General features: G+C 58.3%; 17 protein-coding genes and 1 pseudogene. 10 read left to right on the top strand and 8 right to left on the bottom strand.

All coding sequences use genetic code 11. The annotated features are described in order from the left end of the window. Window position 1: 1 nt before the first annotated feature. From AKU94_RS05370 to AKU94_RS19955, 3 genes are read right to left on the bottom strand one after another with little or no spacing between them, the layout of a single operon-like run. Complete coding sequence (locus AKU94_RS05370; protein ID WP_050526297.1) at window positions 2-937, bottom strand: tyrosine recombinase; 936 nt, start codon at window positions 935-937, stop codon at window positions 2-4. Then, a complete protein-coding gene (locus AKU94_RS05365) occupies window positions 934-2,481 on the bottom strand; it encodes a hypothetical protein (RefSeq protein WP_050526296.1) in 1,548 nt (515 codons plus the stop codon). Before AKU94_RS05365 ends, AKU94_RS05370 begins: the two co-directional genes overlap by 4 nt. Next, a complete protein-coding gene (locus AKU94_RS19955) occupies window positions 2,471-2,608 on the bottom strand; it encodes a hypothetical protein (protein ID WP_198144845.1) in 138 nt (45 codons plus the stop codon). The genes AKU94_RS05365 and AKU94_RS19955 overlap by 11 nt, the downstream gene beginning before the upstream one ends. A gap of 237 nt (window positions 2,609-2,845) precedes the next feature. On the opposite strand from AKU94_RS19955, the gene AKU94_RS05360 reads away from it, so the two are divergent. The 8 genes from AKU94_RS05360 (at window position 2,846) to aldA (ending at window position 13,513) form a co-directional block, all read left to right on the top strand. Next, window positions 2,846-3,418, top strand: coding sequence for a shikimate kinase (locus tag AKU94_RS05360; protein ID WP_269744957.1), 573 nt, complete (start codon window positions 2,846-2,848; stop codon window positions 3,416-3,418). Between the two features lie 3 nt (window positions 3,419-3,421). Continuing rightward, window positions 3,422-4,537, top strand: a complete 1,116-nt coding sequence (gene aroB, locus AKU94_RS05355) for a 3-dehydroquinate synthase (protein WP_050526294.1) — start codon at window positions 3,422-3,424, stop codon at window positions 4,535-4,537. A 78-nt stretch (window positions 4,538-4,615) separates the two neighbouring features. After that, window positions 4,616-5,677, top strand: a complete 1,062-nt coding sequence (locus AKU94_RS05350) for a dipeptidase (RefSeq protein ID WP_050526444.1) — start codon at window positions 4,616-4,618, stop codon at window positions 5,675-5,677. 126 nt (window positions 5,678-5,803) lie between these two features. After that, complete coding sequence (locus AKU94_RS05345; RefSeq protein ID WP_157056433.1) at window positions 5,804-6,736, top strand: chymotrypsin family serine protease; 933 nt, start codon at window positions 5,804-5,806, stop codon at window positions 6,734-6,736. A gap of 30 nt (window positions 6,737-6,766) precedes the next feature. Further along, on the top strand, window positions 6,767-7,432 hold the full coding sequence (locus AKU94_RS05340; RefSeq protein ID WP_050526292.1) for a hypothetical protein: 666 nt from the start codon (window positions 6,767-6,769) through the stop codon (window positions 7,430-7,432). A 197-nt stretch (window positions 7,433-7,629) separates the two neighbouring features. Continuing rightward, window positions 7,630-10,839 (top strand): hypothetical protein, encoded by a 3,210-nt coding sequence (locus tag AKU94_RS05335; RefSeq protein WP_050526291.1) that lies wholly within the window; start codon window positions 7,630-7,632, stop codon window positions 10,837-10,839. 96 nt (window positions 10,840-10,935) lie between these two features. Next, complete coding sequence (locus AKU94_RS05330) at window positions 10,936-11,907, top strand: GAF domain-containing protein (protein WP_050526290.1); 972 nt, start codon at window positions 10,936-10,938, stop codon at window positions 11,905-11,907. A gap of 130 nt (window positions 11,908-12,037) precedes the next feature. Beyond that, window positions 12,038-13,513 carry an aldehyde dehydrogenase gene (gene aldA / locus AKU94_RS05325; RefSeq protein ID WP_050526443.1) on the top strand — a complete coding sequence of 492 codons (1,476 nt, stop codon included), beginning with the start codon at window positions 12,038-12,040 and terminating at the stop codon, window positions 13,511-13,513. Between the two features lie 105 nt (window positions 13,514-13,618). On the opposite strand, the gene AKU94_RS05320 is transcribed toward aldA, so the two are convergent. The 4 genes and pseudogenes from AKU94_RS05320 to AKU94_RS05305 form a co-directional block, all read right to left on the bottom strand. Beyond that, the gene (locus AKU94_RS05320) at window positions 13,619-14,413 is read right to left on the bottom strand and encodes a hypothetical protein (RefSeq protein ID WP_050526289.1); all 795 of its coding nucleotides are present in this window, start codon (window positions 14,411-14,413) and stop codon (window positions 13,619-13,621) included. Between the two features lie 120 nt (window positions 14,414-14,533). Beyond that, on the bottom strand, window positions 14,534-14,854 hold the full coding sequence (locus AKU94_RS20730) for a hypothetical protein (RefSeq protein WP_050526288.1): 321 nt from the start codon (window positions 14,852-14,854) through the stop codon (window positions 14,534-14,536). Between the two features lie 48 nt (window positions 14,855-14,902). After that, window positions 14,903-15,340: pseudogene (locus AKU94_RS20850) on the bottom strand (mechanosensitive ion channel family protein); the annotation flags it as partial. 475 nt (window positions 15,341-15,815) lie between these two features. Next, the gene (locus AKU94_RS05305) at window positions 15,816-16,157 is read right to left on the bottom strand and encodes a GreA/GreB family elongation factor (RefSeq protein ID WP_083444951.1); all 342 of its coding nucleotides are present in this window, start codon (window positions 16,155-16,157) and stop codon (window positions 15,816-15,818) included. An 891-nt stretch (window positions 16,158-17,048) separates the two neighbouring features. Between AKU94_RS05305 and AKU94_RS05300 the strand changes: the two genes are divergently transcribed. Next, window positions 17,049-17,300, top strand: coding sequence for a DUF1127 domain-containing protein (locus tag AKU94_RS05300; RefSeq protein ID WP_198144844.1), 252 nt, complete (start codon window positions 17,049-17,051; stop codon window positions 17,298-17,300). Between the two features lie 112 nt (window positions 17,301-17,412). Further along, complete coding sequence (locus AKU94_RS19595; protein ID WP_157056432.1) at window positions 17,413-17,604, top strand: hypothetical protein; 192 nt, start codon at window positions 17,413-17,415, stop codon at window positions 17,602-17,604. A 255-nt stretch (window positions 17,605-17,859) separates the two neighbouring features. Here the strand turns inward: AKU94_RS19595 and AKU94_RS05295 are convergent. Next, on the bottom strand, window positions 17,860-18,418 hold a 559-nt coding region (locus AKU94_RS05295; protein WP_157056431.1), incomplete at its 5' end, for a DDE-type integrase/transposase/recombinase.

Raw genomic sequence — 18,418 nt, 5'->3', positions numbered from 1 at the left:
CTTATGTCTTGCGTGCCAGCGGGTGATGTTCCAGCACCAGAGATTTCAAATGCTCGTCCAGAACATGGGTGTAAATCTCGGTCGAGGAAAGGTCCGCGTGGCCCAAAAGTGTCTGGATCACGCGCAAATCGGCACCGCCGGCCAAAAGATGGGTGGCAAAAGCATGGCGCAGGGTGTGCGGGGTGACTTTTTGCGGGTCCAGCCCCGCCTTGGCGGCGAGGGATTTGAGCAAGACAAAAAACTGTTGCCGCGTGGCATGGCCTGCCGCACCGCGCCCCGGAAACAAAAACCGCGAGGGCTTTTTGCCTTTGGCCTGCGCGGCCTCTTCGGCCTCGTCGCGCGCAATCAGCCACTTGGCCAGCACCGCTTTGGCGGGAGGCGACAGCGGCACCATACGCTCTTTGCCGCCCTTGCCGCGCACCAGAAGCATCGCGGGGTTGCCACGCGCGGCGGCGACCGGCAGTTCCACCATTTCTGACACCCGCATGCCGGTGGCATAGATCAGCTCCAGCATGCAACTGTTGCGCAGGCTATCCATCCTGGTGCGCCCACTTTCCCTGGCCACTTCCAGCAAGGCCTCTACTTGGGGCCATTCCAGCGTTTGCGGCAGCTTGGCATTGCGTCCCGGCCCTTTGATCCGGATGCCGGGATTGTCGCCGCGCCAGCCCTCGTCAAAGGCAAACCTGTAAAGTTGACGGATGGCCGATAGCCTACGCGCGCGGGTAGAACGCGACAGCCCCTGCGCCTCACAAAAGATCAGATAATCCTCGATATCCTCACGCAGGGCCGTGGAAAACGCCTTCTCCTTGCGGGCAAGCCAACGCCCGAAATCCACCAGATCGCGGCCATAAGCCAAGCGCGTGTTCTGCGCGGCGTCAAGCTCGGCGGCCTGCGCCTCCAGAAAGGTGGAAATCCAGCGGTCATGTTCCGCGCTCATCCGCGTCGCTCCAGCAAGATCAACTCCAATGCGGTACGGCGCGCGAGGGTTTCCAGCCCGACATGGCGAAACAGGGCCAGCCCTTCGGTGACGCCGCGCAGATCGCCGTGCAACCCGCGCTCGATACGGTCAACGGCGTGCAGGATGGCCTCACCCAGACGCTGTTCCTCGAGCAAGGCCAGAAGATCGGTAGGCGGGGCCGCGCGCAAAAAGGCAGGCGCTATGGCACGCGACAGGGCGTCGGGCGGGGTGACACCCTGTAGGCTGCCGCGGGCGATGCCGATCAGGAAGCTCTCTTGCGGATTGGCAGGCCTGCGCTCAAGGGCGGCCACCTCATATTGCGATGACAGGAGCGAGATTTCAAAGGCCAGCGCCGCGACCTCTCCGGTCAAGGGCAGGCGCATCAACCTTTCGGCATAGAGTTCCGCAAAAGGCACCTCCAGCCCGGCCTCGACCATCATCTCCCACGCTTTGGGCAGGGCAAGCGCGACCGCGCCCGGGTCCGCAGTCTTGAGGGCGGTGTCAAAGCGTTGCGCAGCCTCGACCCGATCCCAGACCCCGCCCGAGGCCGCAGGCAAACGTTCGGAATAGATCCCGAGCAAGCGGTTGGGCGACAGAACCGAGGCCCGACCCAGACGTTCGGCGGCGTCCAGCTTGGCCTTCCAGCCCGCCGCATCGCGCAGCTCGGCATGGGCAAAGGCTATCGGCAGATGGATGGTGGGCAGGCTCTCGCCAATCGCCTCCAGCATCCGCCATGCCAGCGGGGTTACGGGCGCGGGCGGGGTCAGGGGCGGCTCCCCCTCATAAAGGTCGGGATCAAGGAAACGCGACAACAGCGCGTCATCGGCCGCATCTACATAGCCCAAAGCCTGCGCCATGCGCAGCGTCAGCGCCGCCCCCGTCCAATCGCCCGAGCGCGCAAGGCAAAAGATCCGCGCAGGATAGGTCGGTGCCAGATCGGGCGATTTATGCAAATGCGCGCAGGCGTCATCCTCATGGCCGGTCAGCATCGAAATATCGAAAAAGCGGCGAAAGACATCCGGCGTCATCTTGCCCGTGGCGGCAATCAGGGCGTTCGCCTCATCCAGCGCGCCCATATCCAGCAGCTTGTCAATCCGCGCCATCAACAAGAGACCGCGCCCGTCGGCATCTGCAGGCGCATTTGCCTGCGCCAGCATCAAGGTCATCATCACCCGTTGAAGCGACGGCAGGGCATCATCGCGCCGCGTCGAGATCAGGGCCGCGATCTGTTCGGTTTCGCCCAAACCCCAAAGGTTGCGCGGCAGTCCGGTAACGCGAGAGGCCAGCACCCCCGCCGCATCCGGTGACGGCCCGTCCAGACGCGAGACGATAACCCTTTGCGGCATGGCGCTGCCTACACCCGTCACGCCCGGCTCATTGAGGGCGGGTTTGGTGGCGGGGGTTGCGACCGAACTCGACAGCCAGTCAATCGCGGAAAGCGGCTCTTGGGCATGGGCGGCAAGCGAGGCAAACCCCAGTGTCGCACATAAAAGAACCGCCCAAGGCCTTGGCCTATTCGACATCAAGCACCACCGGCTTGGTCACCGTTTCCTGACTGGGAGACAGATCCCCCAGATAGGCAAAGCCCGCGAGGCCCAGAAATCCGAAGACCAACAATATCAACACGGCCTTGAAGATAAAAAGTTTCATGCTGCTGCTTTCTTGCCAAACCTCATTCGCCGACTTTACATCCTATGGTGCAGGGCAAAATCCTGCGAACCATCGCTGCGTTCGGTCTCTCTGGCCAGCCTTATATACGCATTCTTGGATGAGTTCACGCCCTCAAGCGCGAATCTGCAACGATTTTAGCGAGGGATTGCCGATGTTCGATATGAGGGCAGGGTGCTTGGGGCTGGACAGGGGCCAAGTGAGGCCGTTATTGGAAGAATAAAGCAAAAAAACAAACGCAGGGGTGGCTTGATGATGCGGTTAAAGAAGTCGGTGGTCATGGTGGGGATGATGGGATCGGGCAAGACCGCGATCGGCACCCAGCTTGCCCGACTTCTGGAGGTGCCTTTCATCGATTCTGATGATGCCATCGTCGAGGCCGCCAACCGTTCCATCGCCGAGATATTCGAACGTGAGGGCGAGGCCTTCTTTCGTCAAAAGGAAACGCAGGTTCTAGAACGTCTGCTGCAAGGCCCGCCATGCATTCTTTCTACCGGCGGGGGGGCCTTTATGGCACAGGCCAACCGGCAGGCGATTGCGGCCAAGGGGGTGTCGGTCTGGCTCCGCGCCGATCTTGACCTGTTGTGGCAAAGGGTGCGGCACAAAAGCACCCGGCCGCTGTTGCACACCCCGAACCCCCGCGCCACCCTGGCCGAAATTTTCCGGGCTCGCGTGCCGATCTATGCCAAGGCAGATCTGACGGTGGATTCCGCCCCCAATCTGTCAATCGAGGATATGTCCCTAAGGGTCCGTGAGGCGCTTTTGACCCGCGCCGATGTTTTGGAAGGATAAGCCATGCAAACCGATGTCGTCCATGTGGAATTGGGGTCTCGCAGCTATGACGTGCGGATCGCGGATGGATTGATTGACCGGGCAGGCGCCGAGATTGCACCGCTCTTGCCACGTCGCCGCGTGGCCATCGTCACCGATGAAAACGTAGGCGCCTTGCATCTGGCGCGCTTGCAGGCCGCCCTAATGGAGGCAGGGATTGAAAGCACGGCGCTGACCCTGCCTGCGGGCGAAGGGACCAAAAGCTGGCCGCATTTCTCGCGCTGTGTCGAATGGCTGCTGGATCAAAAGGTGGAACGCAAAGACCTTGTGATTGCCTTTGGCGGCGGGGTCATCGGCGATCTGGTCGGCTTTGCGGCGGCGGTGCTGCGGCGCGGGGTGGGGTTTGTGCAAATCCCGACCAGCCTGCTTGCACAGGTCGACAGTTCCGTTGGCGGCAAGACTGGCATCAACGCACCCCAAGGCAAGAACCTGATCGGCGCCTTCCATCAGCCGCGTCTTGTGCTGGCCGATATTGGCCTGCTGGGCACATTGACGGCGCGCGATTTCCTGTCCGGCTACGGCGAGGTGGCGAAATACGGTTTGCTGGGCGATGATGCGTTTTTCGGCTGGCTGGAACAAAACGGCCCGGCCTTGGCACGCGGTGATGTGGCGTTGCGTCAATATGCCGTGCGCCGCTCAGTCGAGATGAAGGCCGAGATTGTCGCCCGCGACGAGACCGAGGAAGGCGACCGCGCGCTGTTGAACCTTGGGCACACCTTTTGCCATGCGCTGGAAAAGGCGACGGGCTTTGGCGACCGTCTGTTGCACGGTGAGGGCGTGGCCGTCGGCTGTGCGTTGGCCTTTGAGCTGAGCATGCGCCTAGGCCTGTGCAGCCAGGAGGCCCCGAGCCGGGTGCGTGCCCATTTGCGCGCCATGGGGATGAAGGTCGATATCGCCGATATCGCGGGCGATCTGCCGGATGCCGAAACCCTGCTGGAGCTGATGGGGCAGGACAAGAAAGTGGTCGATGGCAAGCTGCGCTTTGTTCTGGCGCGCGGGATAGGGGACAGCTTTGTGTCGGGGGATGTGCCGCGTGATGTGGTGCTTGACCTGCTGCAAGACGCCTTGCGCGGCCGCTAAGTGCCCCCCGGGTTTGCCAACAAGCGCAAATCGCAAACCCGGTCAATCAATGCGCTGAATACTGCGGAGGGACTGAATTTGACGCAACCAACGGCTCCTATAATCTTTGACGGACATAACGATCTGCTCTACCGGCTATATGAGGCGGGCGGGACCTCGCCGGCACCTGCGTTCCTGACCGGCCTTCCGGGGGCGATTGATGTGCCCAGCGCCAAGACGGGCGGCTTTGGCGGCGGCTTTTTTGCGGTCTATGTTCCATCGCCCACCGATCTGGATGAAAAACTGGCAGAGATGTCCAAGCCGCAGTACCGGCTCTCGCTGCCTGATCCGGTTTCTTGGGACGCTGCGATTCCGGTGGTAATGTCACAAGCCGCGATCCTGTTTGAGCTGGAGCGCCTTGGCGGTTTGAAAATCTGCCGCACGGTGGCTGATATCCGCGCCGCAATGGATGCGGACATCATGGCCGCGATTTTCCATATGGAAGGGGCAGAGGCCATTGATCCCGACCTGCACACGCTGGATGTGCTTTATCAGGCCGGCCTGCGTTCCCTTGGGCCGGTCTGGAGCAGGAACACGATCTTTGCCGAGGGCGTGCCTTTTTGTTTCCCCAGCACCCCCGATATCGGAGGCGGGCTGACCGAGGCAGGGGTGCGGCTGGTCAACCGGTGTAATGAGCTGGGCATCATGCTGGACCTGTCGCATATGAACGAGGCGGGCTTTTGGGATGTTGCGCGCCATTCGGAGGCCCCTTTGGTCGCAACCCATTCCAACGTCCATGCCATTTCTCCCCACAGCCGCAATCTGACCGATGCGCAACTGGACGCCATCCGCGACAGTGACGGTATGGTGGGGTTGAATTTTGCCGTGGCCTTCTTGCGCGATGACGGCAAGATGCAGGCCGATGTGCCGATCGCCCAGATGCTGCGCCACCTCGACTATCTGCTGGAAAAGCTGGGCGAGGATCGGGTTGGGCTTGGCTCCGATTATGACGGGGCGATGGTGCCGCAAGGGTTGACGCGTATTTCGGACCTTCCAGATTTGCGCGCGGCGATGGATCAGCACGGCTATGGCCCAGCACTGGTTGCGAAACTATGTCATGAAAACTGGCTGCGGGTGCTGGACAAGACCTGGGGGGCATAGCGCCCCCAGCTTGACTGGCATGGGCGAGGACTTGTGGCACCCGCATAAAATACTTGCCCGAACCCCGTATCACAGGCACCATATCGTATGGTGTCTGTCGCAGCATGATCGGGGAGGCGCATGTCGATGTCACTCTATGCATTTCTGGTGGCCACCGAGGGGTCGCGTATCAGCGAAAACGCCTCATATTTGCTAGAGGCGGCCGAAGTCTTGTCGAACTGGTACCAGACCAGTGACGATCCGGCCGTTCGGCGCTATGTGTTCGGTTTGGGGATAAGTTACCTTGCACCGGGTGCTGATCCTTCGCTCTTGGTTCTTGTAGACAACACATTCCTTAGACAAGAAGTTGATCAAGAAGCATCTGTCGCCGAAAACCTCAGGAGCCTTGAATCCCTCAGTTCCGCGCTTGAACTATTCCCCTCTTTTATCAGTCCCAATGATCTTATCCGTCGGCTCAATTGCCAGATTTTGCCCATTGAAACCGAGGAGCGCCACGCGGCCCCGGGGGACAAAATCTATTTCTTTCCGCCCGATGGTCGTCTTGGTGCCGCGGTAAGATGGGGGCCGCACAGTGGTTATCTGACAGCAGGCCATGTGGCGCGCCGCGTCAATGCCATGGCAGTTGGCGGTGGTGGTGCCACAATTGGCCCCGTCCTTTGGCAGAACGACCCGGGCAGGCAGCGGCACCCCTCAAAAGACGTCGATGTGGCCATCATTGAGGCGCTTGCGCATGTCACGGTAAACGGGCTTGGCACCGGTCGGCATTTTCCGGGCAGCGGTGAGCCGCTTGACCTTGCCGCCACCGCAAAAAGCGATGCTGTGTTCGGCTTTTGTGATTTCGTGCGCTTTGGCCCCGCAAGGGCCACCTACGGCGAAGTTTTTATAACCGAAAAGGTTTTCTCCCGTCCCGGCGACTCTGGCGGGCTTGTCACAAGCGGTGGCCGGACTGTCGGCAGCCTGATTGGCGCCTATAACCAAAGGAACACATCCGTCGTTCAATCCATTGGATATCAATTGCAAGAGATCCGCGCACGGGGTGGGCCAAATTTGCAGCTTTGAACAGTTAAACCCCAAAGTAGGAGAGTGACCATGTTTATCGCAGAATCCGGAATTTCCGATGGCACACCGGCCGACGTAAAGGAAATTGCAGAACAGGCAATGCAAGAGGCCCGCACAGCTTCACGCCCCCGGCTTTTGATGGAAAGCACTGACGAGGTTGATTACGGAACCCCGCATAGCGGCACGCAGCCGCTGGTGGGGGCAGATCTGGAGCTTTGGGATGTACAGGCGCATCAATACCGGAGTGAGATCGGCGGAAAAGTCGATCTGCTTGCGCGTTTGTTTTCAACCAAGGGCAGGGTTGTCTTGCAAGGCGTCGTGCAAGAGGCCAAACGCTACCGTATCCTTGTAGGCGAGAATGGCGTAAAGACGGAAATTGGCTGTGCCGTTCGTCTGACCGCTGCGACCAGCTCACAGAATTTCAGCGCCAAGCTAACCATTCCGAACCTCGCGGCCAGCGCGCAGCTTGATTACGGCAAAAGTGATGTCCGCATTGCCCTTTCCGTTTCCGGTTTCTGCGGCCCCCTTGGGGATTTGATCCCGTCACCCGCACAACTAAGCGTCGAAAATTTCGCAGAATACATGCAGGCCTTTGCGAATATTCAAAAATACGTCTTCGGAGAAAGCGCCCTACATTACCTCAGGCCCGTTCATCTTGGGTATCACAGCGCTACACCCGAGGATAACGCACAGTGATGATTATGGGCGGCGAGATCTTTTTCGGGCAATAGTCGTAACCATTGATGCGCCGGAAGCTGTGTCTTTCCGCCAGTTTTATGCACCGAAGGTTAGCGCCTTGCGACGACGTCTTTGCCTCAGCAATTTGACTTGTTGCGAAATATTGTTATTATTTTTTTGCATCGAACAAATTTTAATTTCTTGAAAGCTCTGTAATGCGCGGACTGCTTTTTCTTTTTGCCTTTCTGGCCCTGCCTTTCTCTGCGCATGCCGATCCGGAAATTTTGTTGACGCGGGCGGGAGAGGGGGTCGACGTAACCGTGTCGGATCTTGATGCCAACCAAAGCTATTGGATCACACTGGTTCCAACGAGTGCAGAGCTGGGCGCCTATACAAGCTTTCACTATCTGACCGGCCCGAAGGCGGCTCAGGTTCATTTTGATGATCCTGGGCCGGGCCAGATAATTGAAATCCGGCTTCATAAAAAATCTGCTGGCAACCCGCTTTTGGCCCGCAGCGCGCTGACCGCCCCGGCACAAGAGACCAAAGCGGCTGACCCCTATACCCTCGCGTTTGCCCGCAAATACGGCCTGGCGGGAAAGTGGCGGGGCCGCATCACCTGTAGCCAAGGCATCGGAGAGTTCGAGGTCACGCTACGCCCGCATTTTTATGAAAACGGATATTTGGGGGATTTGCACCTGACTTTGATAGGCGGGCCGGACAAAGGCAAGACCGGGGTCTGGCCGCTTTTGGCACAGGTTACCCCGGCAAACGGCAGTATCACGTTGACGGCAAATTCACCGATTTCGGTGCCGGTAGAGGGATATAAAATTCCGCAGATTTTTGGCACGACCCTATCCGCGGATCGCTTGCGCGTAGAGAATGCCGATCTGCAAAGCCACACATGCACAGAGTTCACCTTTGAGCGCGTCCCGCTGCCGTTACCCCAACAGGCGCTTGCAGCGACCAAAGATCTGGCATCGGCAGGTTTTCTGGGGCAATGGCAGGGCAGTTACAATTGCGGTGTCGAAACCGCGCTGGATCTGACCATGGATGCAGATCCCGTCAGTGGCCTGACATTGGCCCGATGGGGCTACCGCGGCAACGGTTTTGAGGGCGAGATACTCTTTCACGCAGAGGCCGCAGGGGTGGGGGAAATCTCTCTTATGCCGCTGCAATGGGTGGTACACCCCTATCGCCATCAAGCCCTGCCGGTCACCTTCAGCATCGCCCCTGACGGGGCCGCGATGCAGGGCGCGATGGCAGGCTGCGGGCCGGTTACCGTAAGCCGCACCAAAGCCGCTGCTGACCCGCCCCCAACCCTGCTTGGTGACGCCGCGCAAAACACCATAGCCCGTATGGCTGGCCTCTGGTCCGGTTTCGCCCAATGCAACGGGGCCGAACATTTGCTGGAACTGACACTGCCCGACCTGATCGGCGAGGGGGGAAACCTTGATTTCCGTTATTTCGAAACGGGGAAACTGGCGGGGACGACACATCTTGTACTGGGCGCGCAGCTTGGCGATCCAATTGCCCTGACCTTGGTCGAACAACGTTCCGGCCCGCTCAACCAGCAGTCTTTTGAGCCAGCCTCTTTGACGCTTCAGGATGCGGGGCTTTTGCTGTCCTTTGCGCAGGGCTGCGATGATACCACCCTTAATCGTGCCGACCCGCCACCGGCATTTGCGGCCATCCCCGGCCATGCCGGTCAGGGCGCACTGCTGGTTGCACAAAGCGGCGATACAACCCTGAGCGTCGCACCCCCCGCCGAGATTTGCAGCGCCGTTGCCAATTGGGTTCGCCCCCTTAGCGCGGCAGAGGCACGGATGACGCGCGCGGGCAGCTGGGTGAGTGATTACGGCGGGTGGCCCATGCTCTTTCAGGACCGCTATTTCGAACCGGTCTTCGGGTTGCCCTATGCGCAGCTTTCGGCATCCCCAGCGGTGGGCCAGGCATTGATCGCCCCGCTGCGCAAAACATGCGGCGACCTTGGGGTGGAGGATTTGCACCTGCGAACGGCCCTGTCGCTGGCCTTCGGCGTGGAACGCAACAGCGCGCTCTTTGCGAGCAAGGCCCATAGGTTTCGTCTTGCCGTGGCCAAGGCCCGCCAGAATGACGCCGAGGCCCTGCGTCTGACCAAAGAGATCACAGCCCTACCTTTGATTCCCGCATCTGGCGCGGTCATTCCGGGGCTGCATGACCGCCTTGCAGCGTTACCCCTACTGGAAACCGATAGGGCAGAGCTTGCGGCAATCCTGAACGAAAGATCGGCCCAAATCACCGCGATGCAAAGTGATGCCTTCCTCTCCGCGCTTGCGGATGGAACGGAACCGACAAGCTCACAAGGTTTCATACGGGCCAACGCAATATTGCAAGACCGCAGCGCACAAGAACGCGCGCACTGGATTGAACGGCTTGACGGGGTGGCGCAAACCCTTGCCGGTCAGGTGGAAGATGCCTCGGATACGGAGCTTGCCTCCCTGCAACAGCTTACGCTGTTCCCGCCGATTGCCAATACCATCGCCCGCATAGAGCAAAACCGGCGTAGCGCACAGGCCGAGGCAAGATCCGCCCTGCAAGACCGGATTGCGCGTGTCACCCGGATCGAGGACCTGCAACCGTTGCTCAGTCAGCTCCGGCAACACTTTGGCAGCGATGCACAGATTTTGGCCGGTTATAACGCCAAGGCCCGTGCGCTTCTGGCCAAGATTGTCAGCGCCGCGCCAGTGCCAGATCTGCTCAGGGTGGAGCCTGTTCTTTCAGGCGGAAATCTTGCCAACCTGCGCCAAAATGCACTTATCACGGCCTTTCTGACAGGGGACCGTATCGCAGCCTATCGTGCTGACCGTGATGCGACGATGCTTTATCTGCAACGGCTGACGCGGGTCTTTCGTGACTATTGCCCGGCGGCATTGCCACCGGAACTGCCCCAGCTGGTTACCGGGTATTTCATCGATCTGAACGCATTGACAGGGTCGCGCGATCAGGTTGCGGCCCAAGGTTTGAACGCTATCGTCGAGGGGTTGGGCATGCTTGCCGATCCGGGGGCTGCGATGTCACGCGCGATGCGGCAAGATGAGATATTCGCCACCGCCGACGGGGACGCACAGATCCTGCTGCGCAATCTTGACTGCACAGGAAACGAGCTGCGCAGCCTTTTCGAGAATGCACGCCGCTATGTGATCAATCCCGCTGACGGGGTGCCGGTTGAGGCGCTTGCAATGGCTGACATCTGCCTTGTGGCGCTGGACGATGGAATGATCATGAATACAACCCGCAGCTATTGTCGCTGCGCAGGGCCGTTCATGGATCGCAGCAGTGCAGACATGCAAACCTATCTTCGCATGGATCCCGCAAGGCATTTCAGGCAGATCGCCTTTGTTGACCCTGCGCTGCATCGCTCCTTGCAAGGGTGCCGCCGGTAGCGCAAGGAGTTGACACCTCCCCGCCCAAGAGTAACCTGAAGAACAATTACGCCGCCGGTTTGCTCCCAGATCAGCGGCAGAAGGGAGGAGGGGGCGATGACGGATTTGATCTCGCATGCCGCGCATGTACGCCAAACTATTGCGACCAAGGATATGGCGCGCTTGCCGCTTGCGGCGTCTTGGCATCGCTGCGCGCATCTGCACGGCCTCGACCCAGAGGCGCCGCCCAAGCCGGAGCGCATCACCGACACCGAGCTGCGCCGACTGTCCGAACCGCTGGCACCTATGCTTGCCAGCGCGGCGCCCACCCTGGAACGTTTGCGGCACGCACTGGGAAATCGGGGGGTCTGTGTGCTGGTCAGCAATGCGCAGGGTGTTCCGGTGCTGTGTTGGGGGCCTGACGTCGATATGCCGGACCTGCGCCAACATGGTCTTTGCGAAGGGGTGGACTGGAGCGAGGCACAAAGCGGCACCAATGGAATTGGCACGTCGCTGGTCGAACGCCGCGCACTATACGTCCGGCCGGATCAGCATTTTTACACCAACGCGCTACGCATCACCTGCGTGTCTGCACCGTTTTTCGACGACCAGGGGACGCTGGCGGGGGCCGCGAATATCACCTACTATGGCCGCGGCAGTGAAGAGGCCCCTGTCGGTTTGTTGATGCCAGGTATCTCGGATGCAACCCGGCAGATCGAGATCGATCATTTCCACCAAAGCTTTGCCGGCGAGCGGATCATCTCTGTTCCCGGTGAAACCCGTTCGGGAGCGATCTTGATTGCGGTGGACCCTGATGATGTGATCATCGGGGCCACACGCGGCGCAAGGCGTATCTTTGACCTGACAGCTGCGGATTTGAAGGCGGGGGTCATCGCGGGCGATCTTTTTGCCAGATCTCTGGATAGCGCGGATGAAACATTGCAGGGGGCCGAATACGGCGTCTTGCGACGTTGGCTTATTCGCAACGGCGGCAATGTCACAGCGACCGCACGCAATCTGAACATCAGCCACGCAACGATCAAGCGCAAACTCAATATCCACAGGCTTGACCGCCGTCACCTGAACTAAGGCCCTGAAACCGGCTCAAATATGAACCGGTTTTTAAAGTCGGTATGCAGGCCGCGTATTGCGTCTTTGCACAATGGCCTCAAGACTTTCTTCAGAAAATGGCAGCAATGCCTTAGAGGAGGAAATCAAAATGACCACAGCTTTGCGTAAAACTGCCGAGCGTTTTTCCAGCGACCCACAGGATTACCGCAACTATATCGACGGGGCCTTTGTCGCCAATGACGGCGATATGATCGACGTCCTCAACCCCGCCAATGCGGCACTTTTGGGCCGTATCCCCGAAACAAGCGCCGAGACCGTTGACAGGGCGGTTCAGGCGGCGCGCCGCGCACAGGGGCCGTGGGAAAAACTCCCAGCGATCGAGCGTGCCGGTTATCTGCGCAAAATCTCGGCCAAGCTGCGCGAGCACCGCCTTGAGTTGGCCGATATCATCGTCAAGGAACAGGGCAAGGTGCGCGGTCTGGCGCAGGTTGAGGTCGATTTCACCGCGGATTACATCGACTACATGGCCGAATGGGCACGCCGTATTGAGGGCGAAGTCCTGACCAGCGACCGCCCCAAAGAAACCATGCTGCTTTTGCGCAAGCCGGTTGGGGTTGTGGCTGGCATCCTGCCTTGGAACTTTCCGTTTTTCCTGATTGCACGTAAACTGGCCCCCGCGCTGGTCACGGGCAACACCATTGTCATCAAACCAAGCGAAGAAACCCCGATCAACGCCTATCTCTTTGCCGAGTTGCTGGCCGAGACCGATCTGCCCAAGGGGGTGTTCAATCTTGTCGGCGGACGGGGGGCTGTGGCCGGTGAAGCCTTGATTTCCCATCCCGGGGTGGATTTGATCACCTTTACGGGCAGCGTGGGGACCGGATCGCATATCATGCAGGTGGCGGGCAAGAACCTGACCAAGGTCAATCTGGAACTGGGCGGCAAAGCCCCGGCGATTGTGCTGAAGGATGCCGATCTCGATCTGGCGGCCAATGCAATCTATGATTCACGCATCATCAATACCGGACAGGTCTGCAACTGCGCGGAACGGGTCTATGTCGCGCGTGAGGTCCATGATCTTTTTGTCGAAAAGCTGACCGCCCATTTTGAGGCCACCCGCTATGGCGATCCGTCAGAGCAGGACGACCTGCATATGGGACCGCTGGTCAATAAGGCGGGCTTGGACAAGGTGACCGCGGCGGTCGATCTGGCCCAAGAGCAGGGCGCAACCATCGTTTGCGGCGGCAAACCCGCCGATCTGGGGCAGGGGTTCCATTTCCAGCCAACAGTGATCACAGGCGCGACCCATGAGATGGACATCATGCGACGCGAAACATTCGGACCGGTGCTGCCTGTTCAGGCGGTCGATACCCTTGATGAGGCCATCGCCCTCGCAAATGACAGCGACTATGGGCTGACGTCCTCGATCTATACCCGCGATCTCAGTTCGGCCATGCAGGCCGCGCGTGAGCTGAAGTTCGGTGAAACCTATATCAACCGCGAGAATTTTGAGGCGATGCAGGGCTATCACGCTGGTCACCGAAAGTCGGGCATTGGTGGGGCCGATGGCAAGCACGGGCTTTACGAATTTATGGTGACTCAGGTCGTGTATATTCAGGAATAGCTGCGCGACCTTATATAAATCCGTACCCTCACGACAGTTTTTAACCTGCCCCCAATTGCAAATTTTGATGGATTGGGGGCAGGTCTGTCGCGCCAAGATACGCGCTTAGCTCCGTGCCGTATCCGGTTTCTTTGGTGCCACGAGGATCAGCCCAGAGGTGGCCAGAACCCCGGCAATAAGGGCAAGGGCGAACGCCAGAACCGGCCCCAAAGGTTCCAACAAAACCGCAAGCACAAATGTGAAGGCAACCGGGCTGAGCACCCCCAACATAACCGCCCGCAACGTTGATATCACCATATCCGCGCCGGAACGGTGGTGAATGGTCATCGAAATAACGGTCAGGCCGACAGGATAGGAAATAAGCAGCCCTGCCCATACAGGTCCAAGCTGCCACGAGGCCGCAGTGACCCCGGCCACAAGCAAGCCTGCGGCAACACCGCGTATAACCAACAAGGTCAGGGTTCCCTTTGCGCGGCCTGGCGTAAAGGGCCGCACGAACCTGCGCGACAGGATACGCACCGCAATCATTGCAGGCAGGAAAATCAGCAATCCGGTCCAGGGCGATGGCGCAACCCAAGACAACCCCCAAGCGCAGACTGCCCAAGCCAAGGTGGCTGCCAAAATCGCCGCCCTTGATCTGGCCGCAACAAAGATATACGCCAGTAAAAACGCCTGTGTCGCGGCAAGGGAAATCAAGGAAGCCGCGGCCGCATTCGCACTAAATTCAATGCTGTGATCGCGCACAATAAAGAAAAAGGCAGGGCCGATGACAATGGGCAAACCAGCAAGCGCACCGCCGATCTTCGGGCCAAGCCGCTCAACCGATAATGTGATGCCGATGACGATCCCTGCGGTTGCAAAAACCCGGACCAAAAGCTCAACGAGCAGATCAGAAGACATGTGGGTTACTTCCCTTTATGGATATCAGGCACGCCAGATATCCACGATATGCTGCGCCCCATGCTGTGCAAGGCGCACAGTTGCGAACGGGCAAGTGGCCCGTTAACCAGCCTTTGTGGCTTATGATGGTTTTATGAAGTCCAATCCCTCTAGTTTGTCGAAATCATGTGCTTCGGCTGGAACCAGTTCGATACGTCGATGTGGCATTGTGTTGCCAATTTTGCGCAAGGCGTTATCGATCAAGCTATAGACTTCATCGCGGCAGTCAATATCCCGGTCAAAACGTGTCAGCCAGTAGCGCAGCCCATAGACGATCCCGCCCTCGTCATAGGACAACACGCGCACATCCGGGGCCGGATCCTGCTGAATGAGCTTTGCCTCTTTCACAGCACCCAGCATGACTTCTTTTGCCAGTTCAATCGGTATCACATGATCAAGCATAATAGAGACTTGTGCGCGATATTGCGGCTTTGGCGCGGAATAATTGGTGATGCGTTGGCGCGCGATCGCACTGTTGGGAATAATCAGATACGTTTGGTCACGCGTCAGAACGCGCGTGGTGCGCCAGCCGATCTAAACGACTTTACCGCGCGCCAGCCCGACGATATCGACCCAGTCACCGATGCGAAAGGGCCCCTCGACACCGAGGGCAATCCCCGACAGCGTATCGGCCACCACGTTTCGTATGGCAAAACCCAGCATCGCAATAACCAGACCCGACCCGGCCAGCGCGCCTGTCGCCCCCTGTCCCATGAACAAGGCCACTGTTGCCGCAAATGCAAAGAGAAACAGCATCACTGCGATCAAGTCCTTGAGCAGTCGCGGATAGCGCCGTCGACGCGCCGTTGCCTGATCCAGCACAAGCGCCAAAAGCCGGCTGGCAAACCATGCCACAGCAAAATAGGCCAGCCCCGTGACCCCCAGCATCAAGGTTTCGCCATCTTCGACAAGGGCGCTGATGTCCGTATAAAACAGGAACGTCACCAATCCGAGCGTTAAAATCACAAGGGCTGTCGGCCACACAAGGCGGCGGGCATGATGTTTTGCGGTCACTTTTGTCTCCTTTCAGGTTCTCTGGCATAATTGAGGTTAGCAACCGTAAGACACGGGCATTTCCCCGCATGTGCACGCGGTATCGGATCGCCGCACAGGTTACAGGTCGTGCCAAAAGACAGTTTGCAGGGCTGGATATGTGCACGGCAGAAGGGGCAGCGAAACGCTGCTGACCTAGGAAGCATCTGATGGCAAGACGTACAATGATTGCGGCTGGATTGTGGTGGCACTGGCCTCACTCCGGAATAAGATTATTGAGGATGGAAGATGTCTGATAGTGCCTCGAACAAACGCGTCAGTGAGGATTGCAACACTGGCTTGGCTGCTCGGGGCTTAAGAGGATCGGGGGCTATGACAGATCACCGCTTTCGTTTGCGGATGGTCGCAATACCCCCATGACCGTCAACAGGCGGCGCTGGTCGCAGCCTGTATCGCAGTAAAAAGCGGCCCCGACCGATAGCCCCAAAAGCGCCACACCGACGGGTGTCATAATCGAGACCCGCTGGTCCATAGGGTTGGCATGTTCAGGATAAACCAGCGTTACAGTCTGGATCTTGCCTGCTGCTTCATCGCGGTAGGTCACGGTACTGCCGATCGAGACAATATCTTTGGGCATATCGTTCGGCTTGATACTCCTCGCGTGGCCAAGCTCTTCGAGCATGCGGTCGGCCAATACGGTGTTGCGCAACATGACGGTATCCGTCAGCCTTTCAACATGGGCGGACGTGTCGCTACAGGTCACTGGTTCGCGTTTTTTTGGTTCTCAAATATTCGGATATTTATGGGGCAGGTCCTTGAAACGATGGCCTGTTGGCAGGCCTCCTATCCCGGGATCGGGTTGTGGGATTGGCACAGGATTTGCGGCGCTTCAGCTAATGATGTCGGTCAGCAACACATGCATGCGTATCACTGATACGCAGCGCGATCATTCCGGCCGCTCAACGTGGTCGCAGCTTGCAGCGGTCGCAGACTGTTACTGGGGATATTATCGGCAAAAGGAGATGGGTTTTGATCATTTTTGCTCCTCGGACGCTGTAACGTCACGCGCTCATTTTAAGATTATGAGGAGGCCCCGGGGAGTTCGTCAGGCGCAAACGCGCCTACTCCGCCCGGGGAAGTAGGCGGTTCAGCAAAGGGGACCGGAAATGATCTACAGACTTCATCATGATCCTAATCTAGGTACCCACTGCGTTCGTGTCAATTGACGCCCGGCAGCCCGCAGATAACTTCACGCGCTTGTCATATAAATGGCCCACCTTGGGCGCTTTTGCGCCGAATGGGCCGCCACCAGGCCGAGGCCGATTGAAAGCTCCCGCCTCAATGCCCATATGAAAGGTATGATGATGTTTAGTATTGATATGAGGTTCTTGCTTTACGCAGGAAACAGACTGAACCGGGTGTAACCCCGGGCGGGCATACTGCGCGATGTCGCTTTCCGCCTCGGCGGCATTAACGTCTCTTACAAATCAAATCAGAATCCGCCCAAGCTTTCAGGCTCGCTCAGATGTGGTCCCGCCGCGTTTTGGGACAGTTTGGTGCCTTGGTTTGTGCTGAATTCATTACTCATCATCAGGAGAATGTCATGCATCCTACGCCATCTTACCCACACCCTGTCATCGGTCACAATGCTGTCGGCGGTCTGCTTCGTCGCTGGCTGACGCGTTCCGCCCGCACATGGCAGCAACGCAAGATGATCGCCGCCCTCAACGCAATGGACAACTGGATGCTCAGGGATATCGGCATTGAGCGCAGTGATATCGAGCGCATTGTAAAAGGCTTTGACGCGCATGAGCTGCGGATGACCCCGCTGGCACCGCCCAAGCCAAGCATTTGATCGTCGGCCATCCGCCCACACCATGCCATTCAAAGGGGCAACGCACAGGAACATACCCGCGCGCAGCGTTACTACGTTTTCCCCAAACCCCACGTATGAAGGAGACTGACTGATGATGATTTGCAAAGCCGATTTCCAAGAATTGTTCCCGGACCTTTTCCCTGCTCCGCCGCCAAGTTCAGAAAAAGCGATCATATCGCAATCGGATGGGGGTGGTTTGACCCGCAAGAACGACGGTGGCGAACAGCACTGTGGCGCAAACCGCCTGTTCGCCTGCCATCCTCCCATGCCACGACAGGCTTAACCTCACGCGCCATTGATTTCAGATTTAGTCGCGGAGATTTGGATCGGTTTTTAAGGTGGATCGCATGGCGAAAGAAGTGTTCCCAAATGCAGAAACGCAAGAACCAATTGCCCGTGTTCAAAAAATGCCACCTCGAAGTTGTTGAATACGAATGTCGACTTCGTTGATTGAAAGAGGTTTTTCATAGGTCACCCCATCCATCCACCATGTAGGATGGGTAATCTCCCCATTTTTAATGGGGTCCAGCCATAGAATTCATGCGGCTGTTTTCAATTTCATTGCGGGAGTTATGCCGCCGATGCCCCGCTGTCCGGCAACGGTTTGCAAGCAAACCGTGAGAGGAATGTTGGGCCGCTCGTTGTTGTAAGTCCAGAGCCATTCAGTCGCCTGGTCTTGTGCCTCCTCAATCGTTTCGAAGATGTATTGTCCCAGCCATTCGCCGCGAACGGTGCGATTATAGCGTTCGATATAGGCGTTTTGCTGAGGCTTGCCCGGCTGGATGTATTCGAGCCGCACATTGTGTTTTTCAGCCCATTCCATAAGCTTTCCACTCACATATTCTGGGCCGTTGTCGACTCGAATTGCCTGAGGTTGTCCGCGCCATTCGATGATCTGGTTTAAGCTTCTGACAACTCTCTCTGCGGGCAGCGAGAAGTCCACTTCAATACATAAGCCTTCACGATTAAAGTCATCCAGCACGTTCAATGTCCTGATCGAACGCCCATCTGCGAGCTGATCAGCCATGAAATCCATCGACCATGTCTCATTGGGTCTGTCAGGCACAGCCAATGGCTCGGGTTTATCACGCTTCAGG

Source organism: Pseudorhodobacter aquimaris, from assembly GCF_001202025.1.
In the GTDB taxonomy this organism is placed as follows: Bacteria; Pseudomonadota; Alphaproteobacteria; order Rhodobacterales; family Rhodobacteraceae; genus Pseudorhodobacter; species Pseudorhodobacter aquimaris.
The sequence above is the reverse complement of the archived record's forward strand: the minus strand, read 5'-3'. Positions and strand labels throughout refer to the sequence as shown.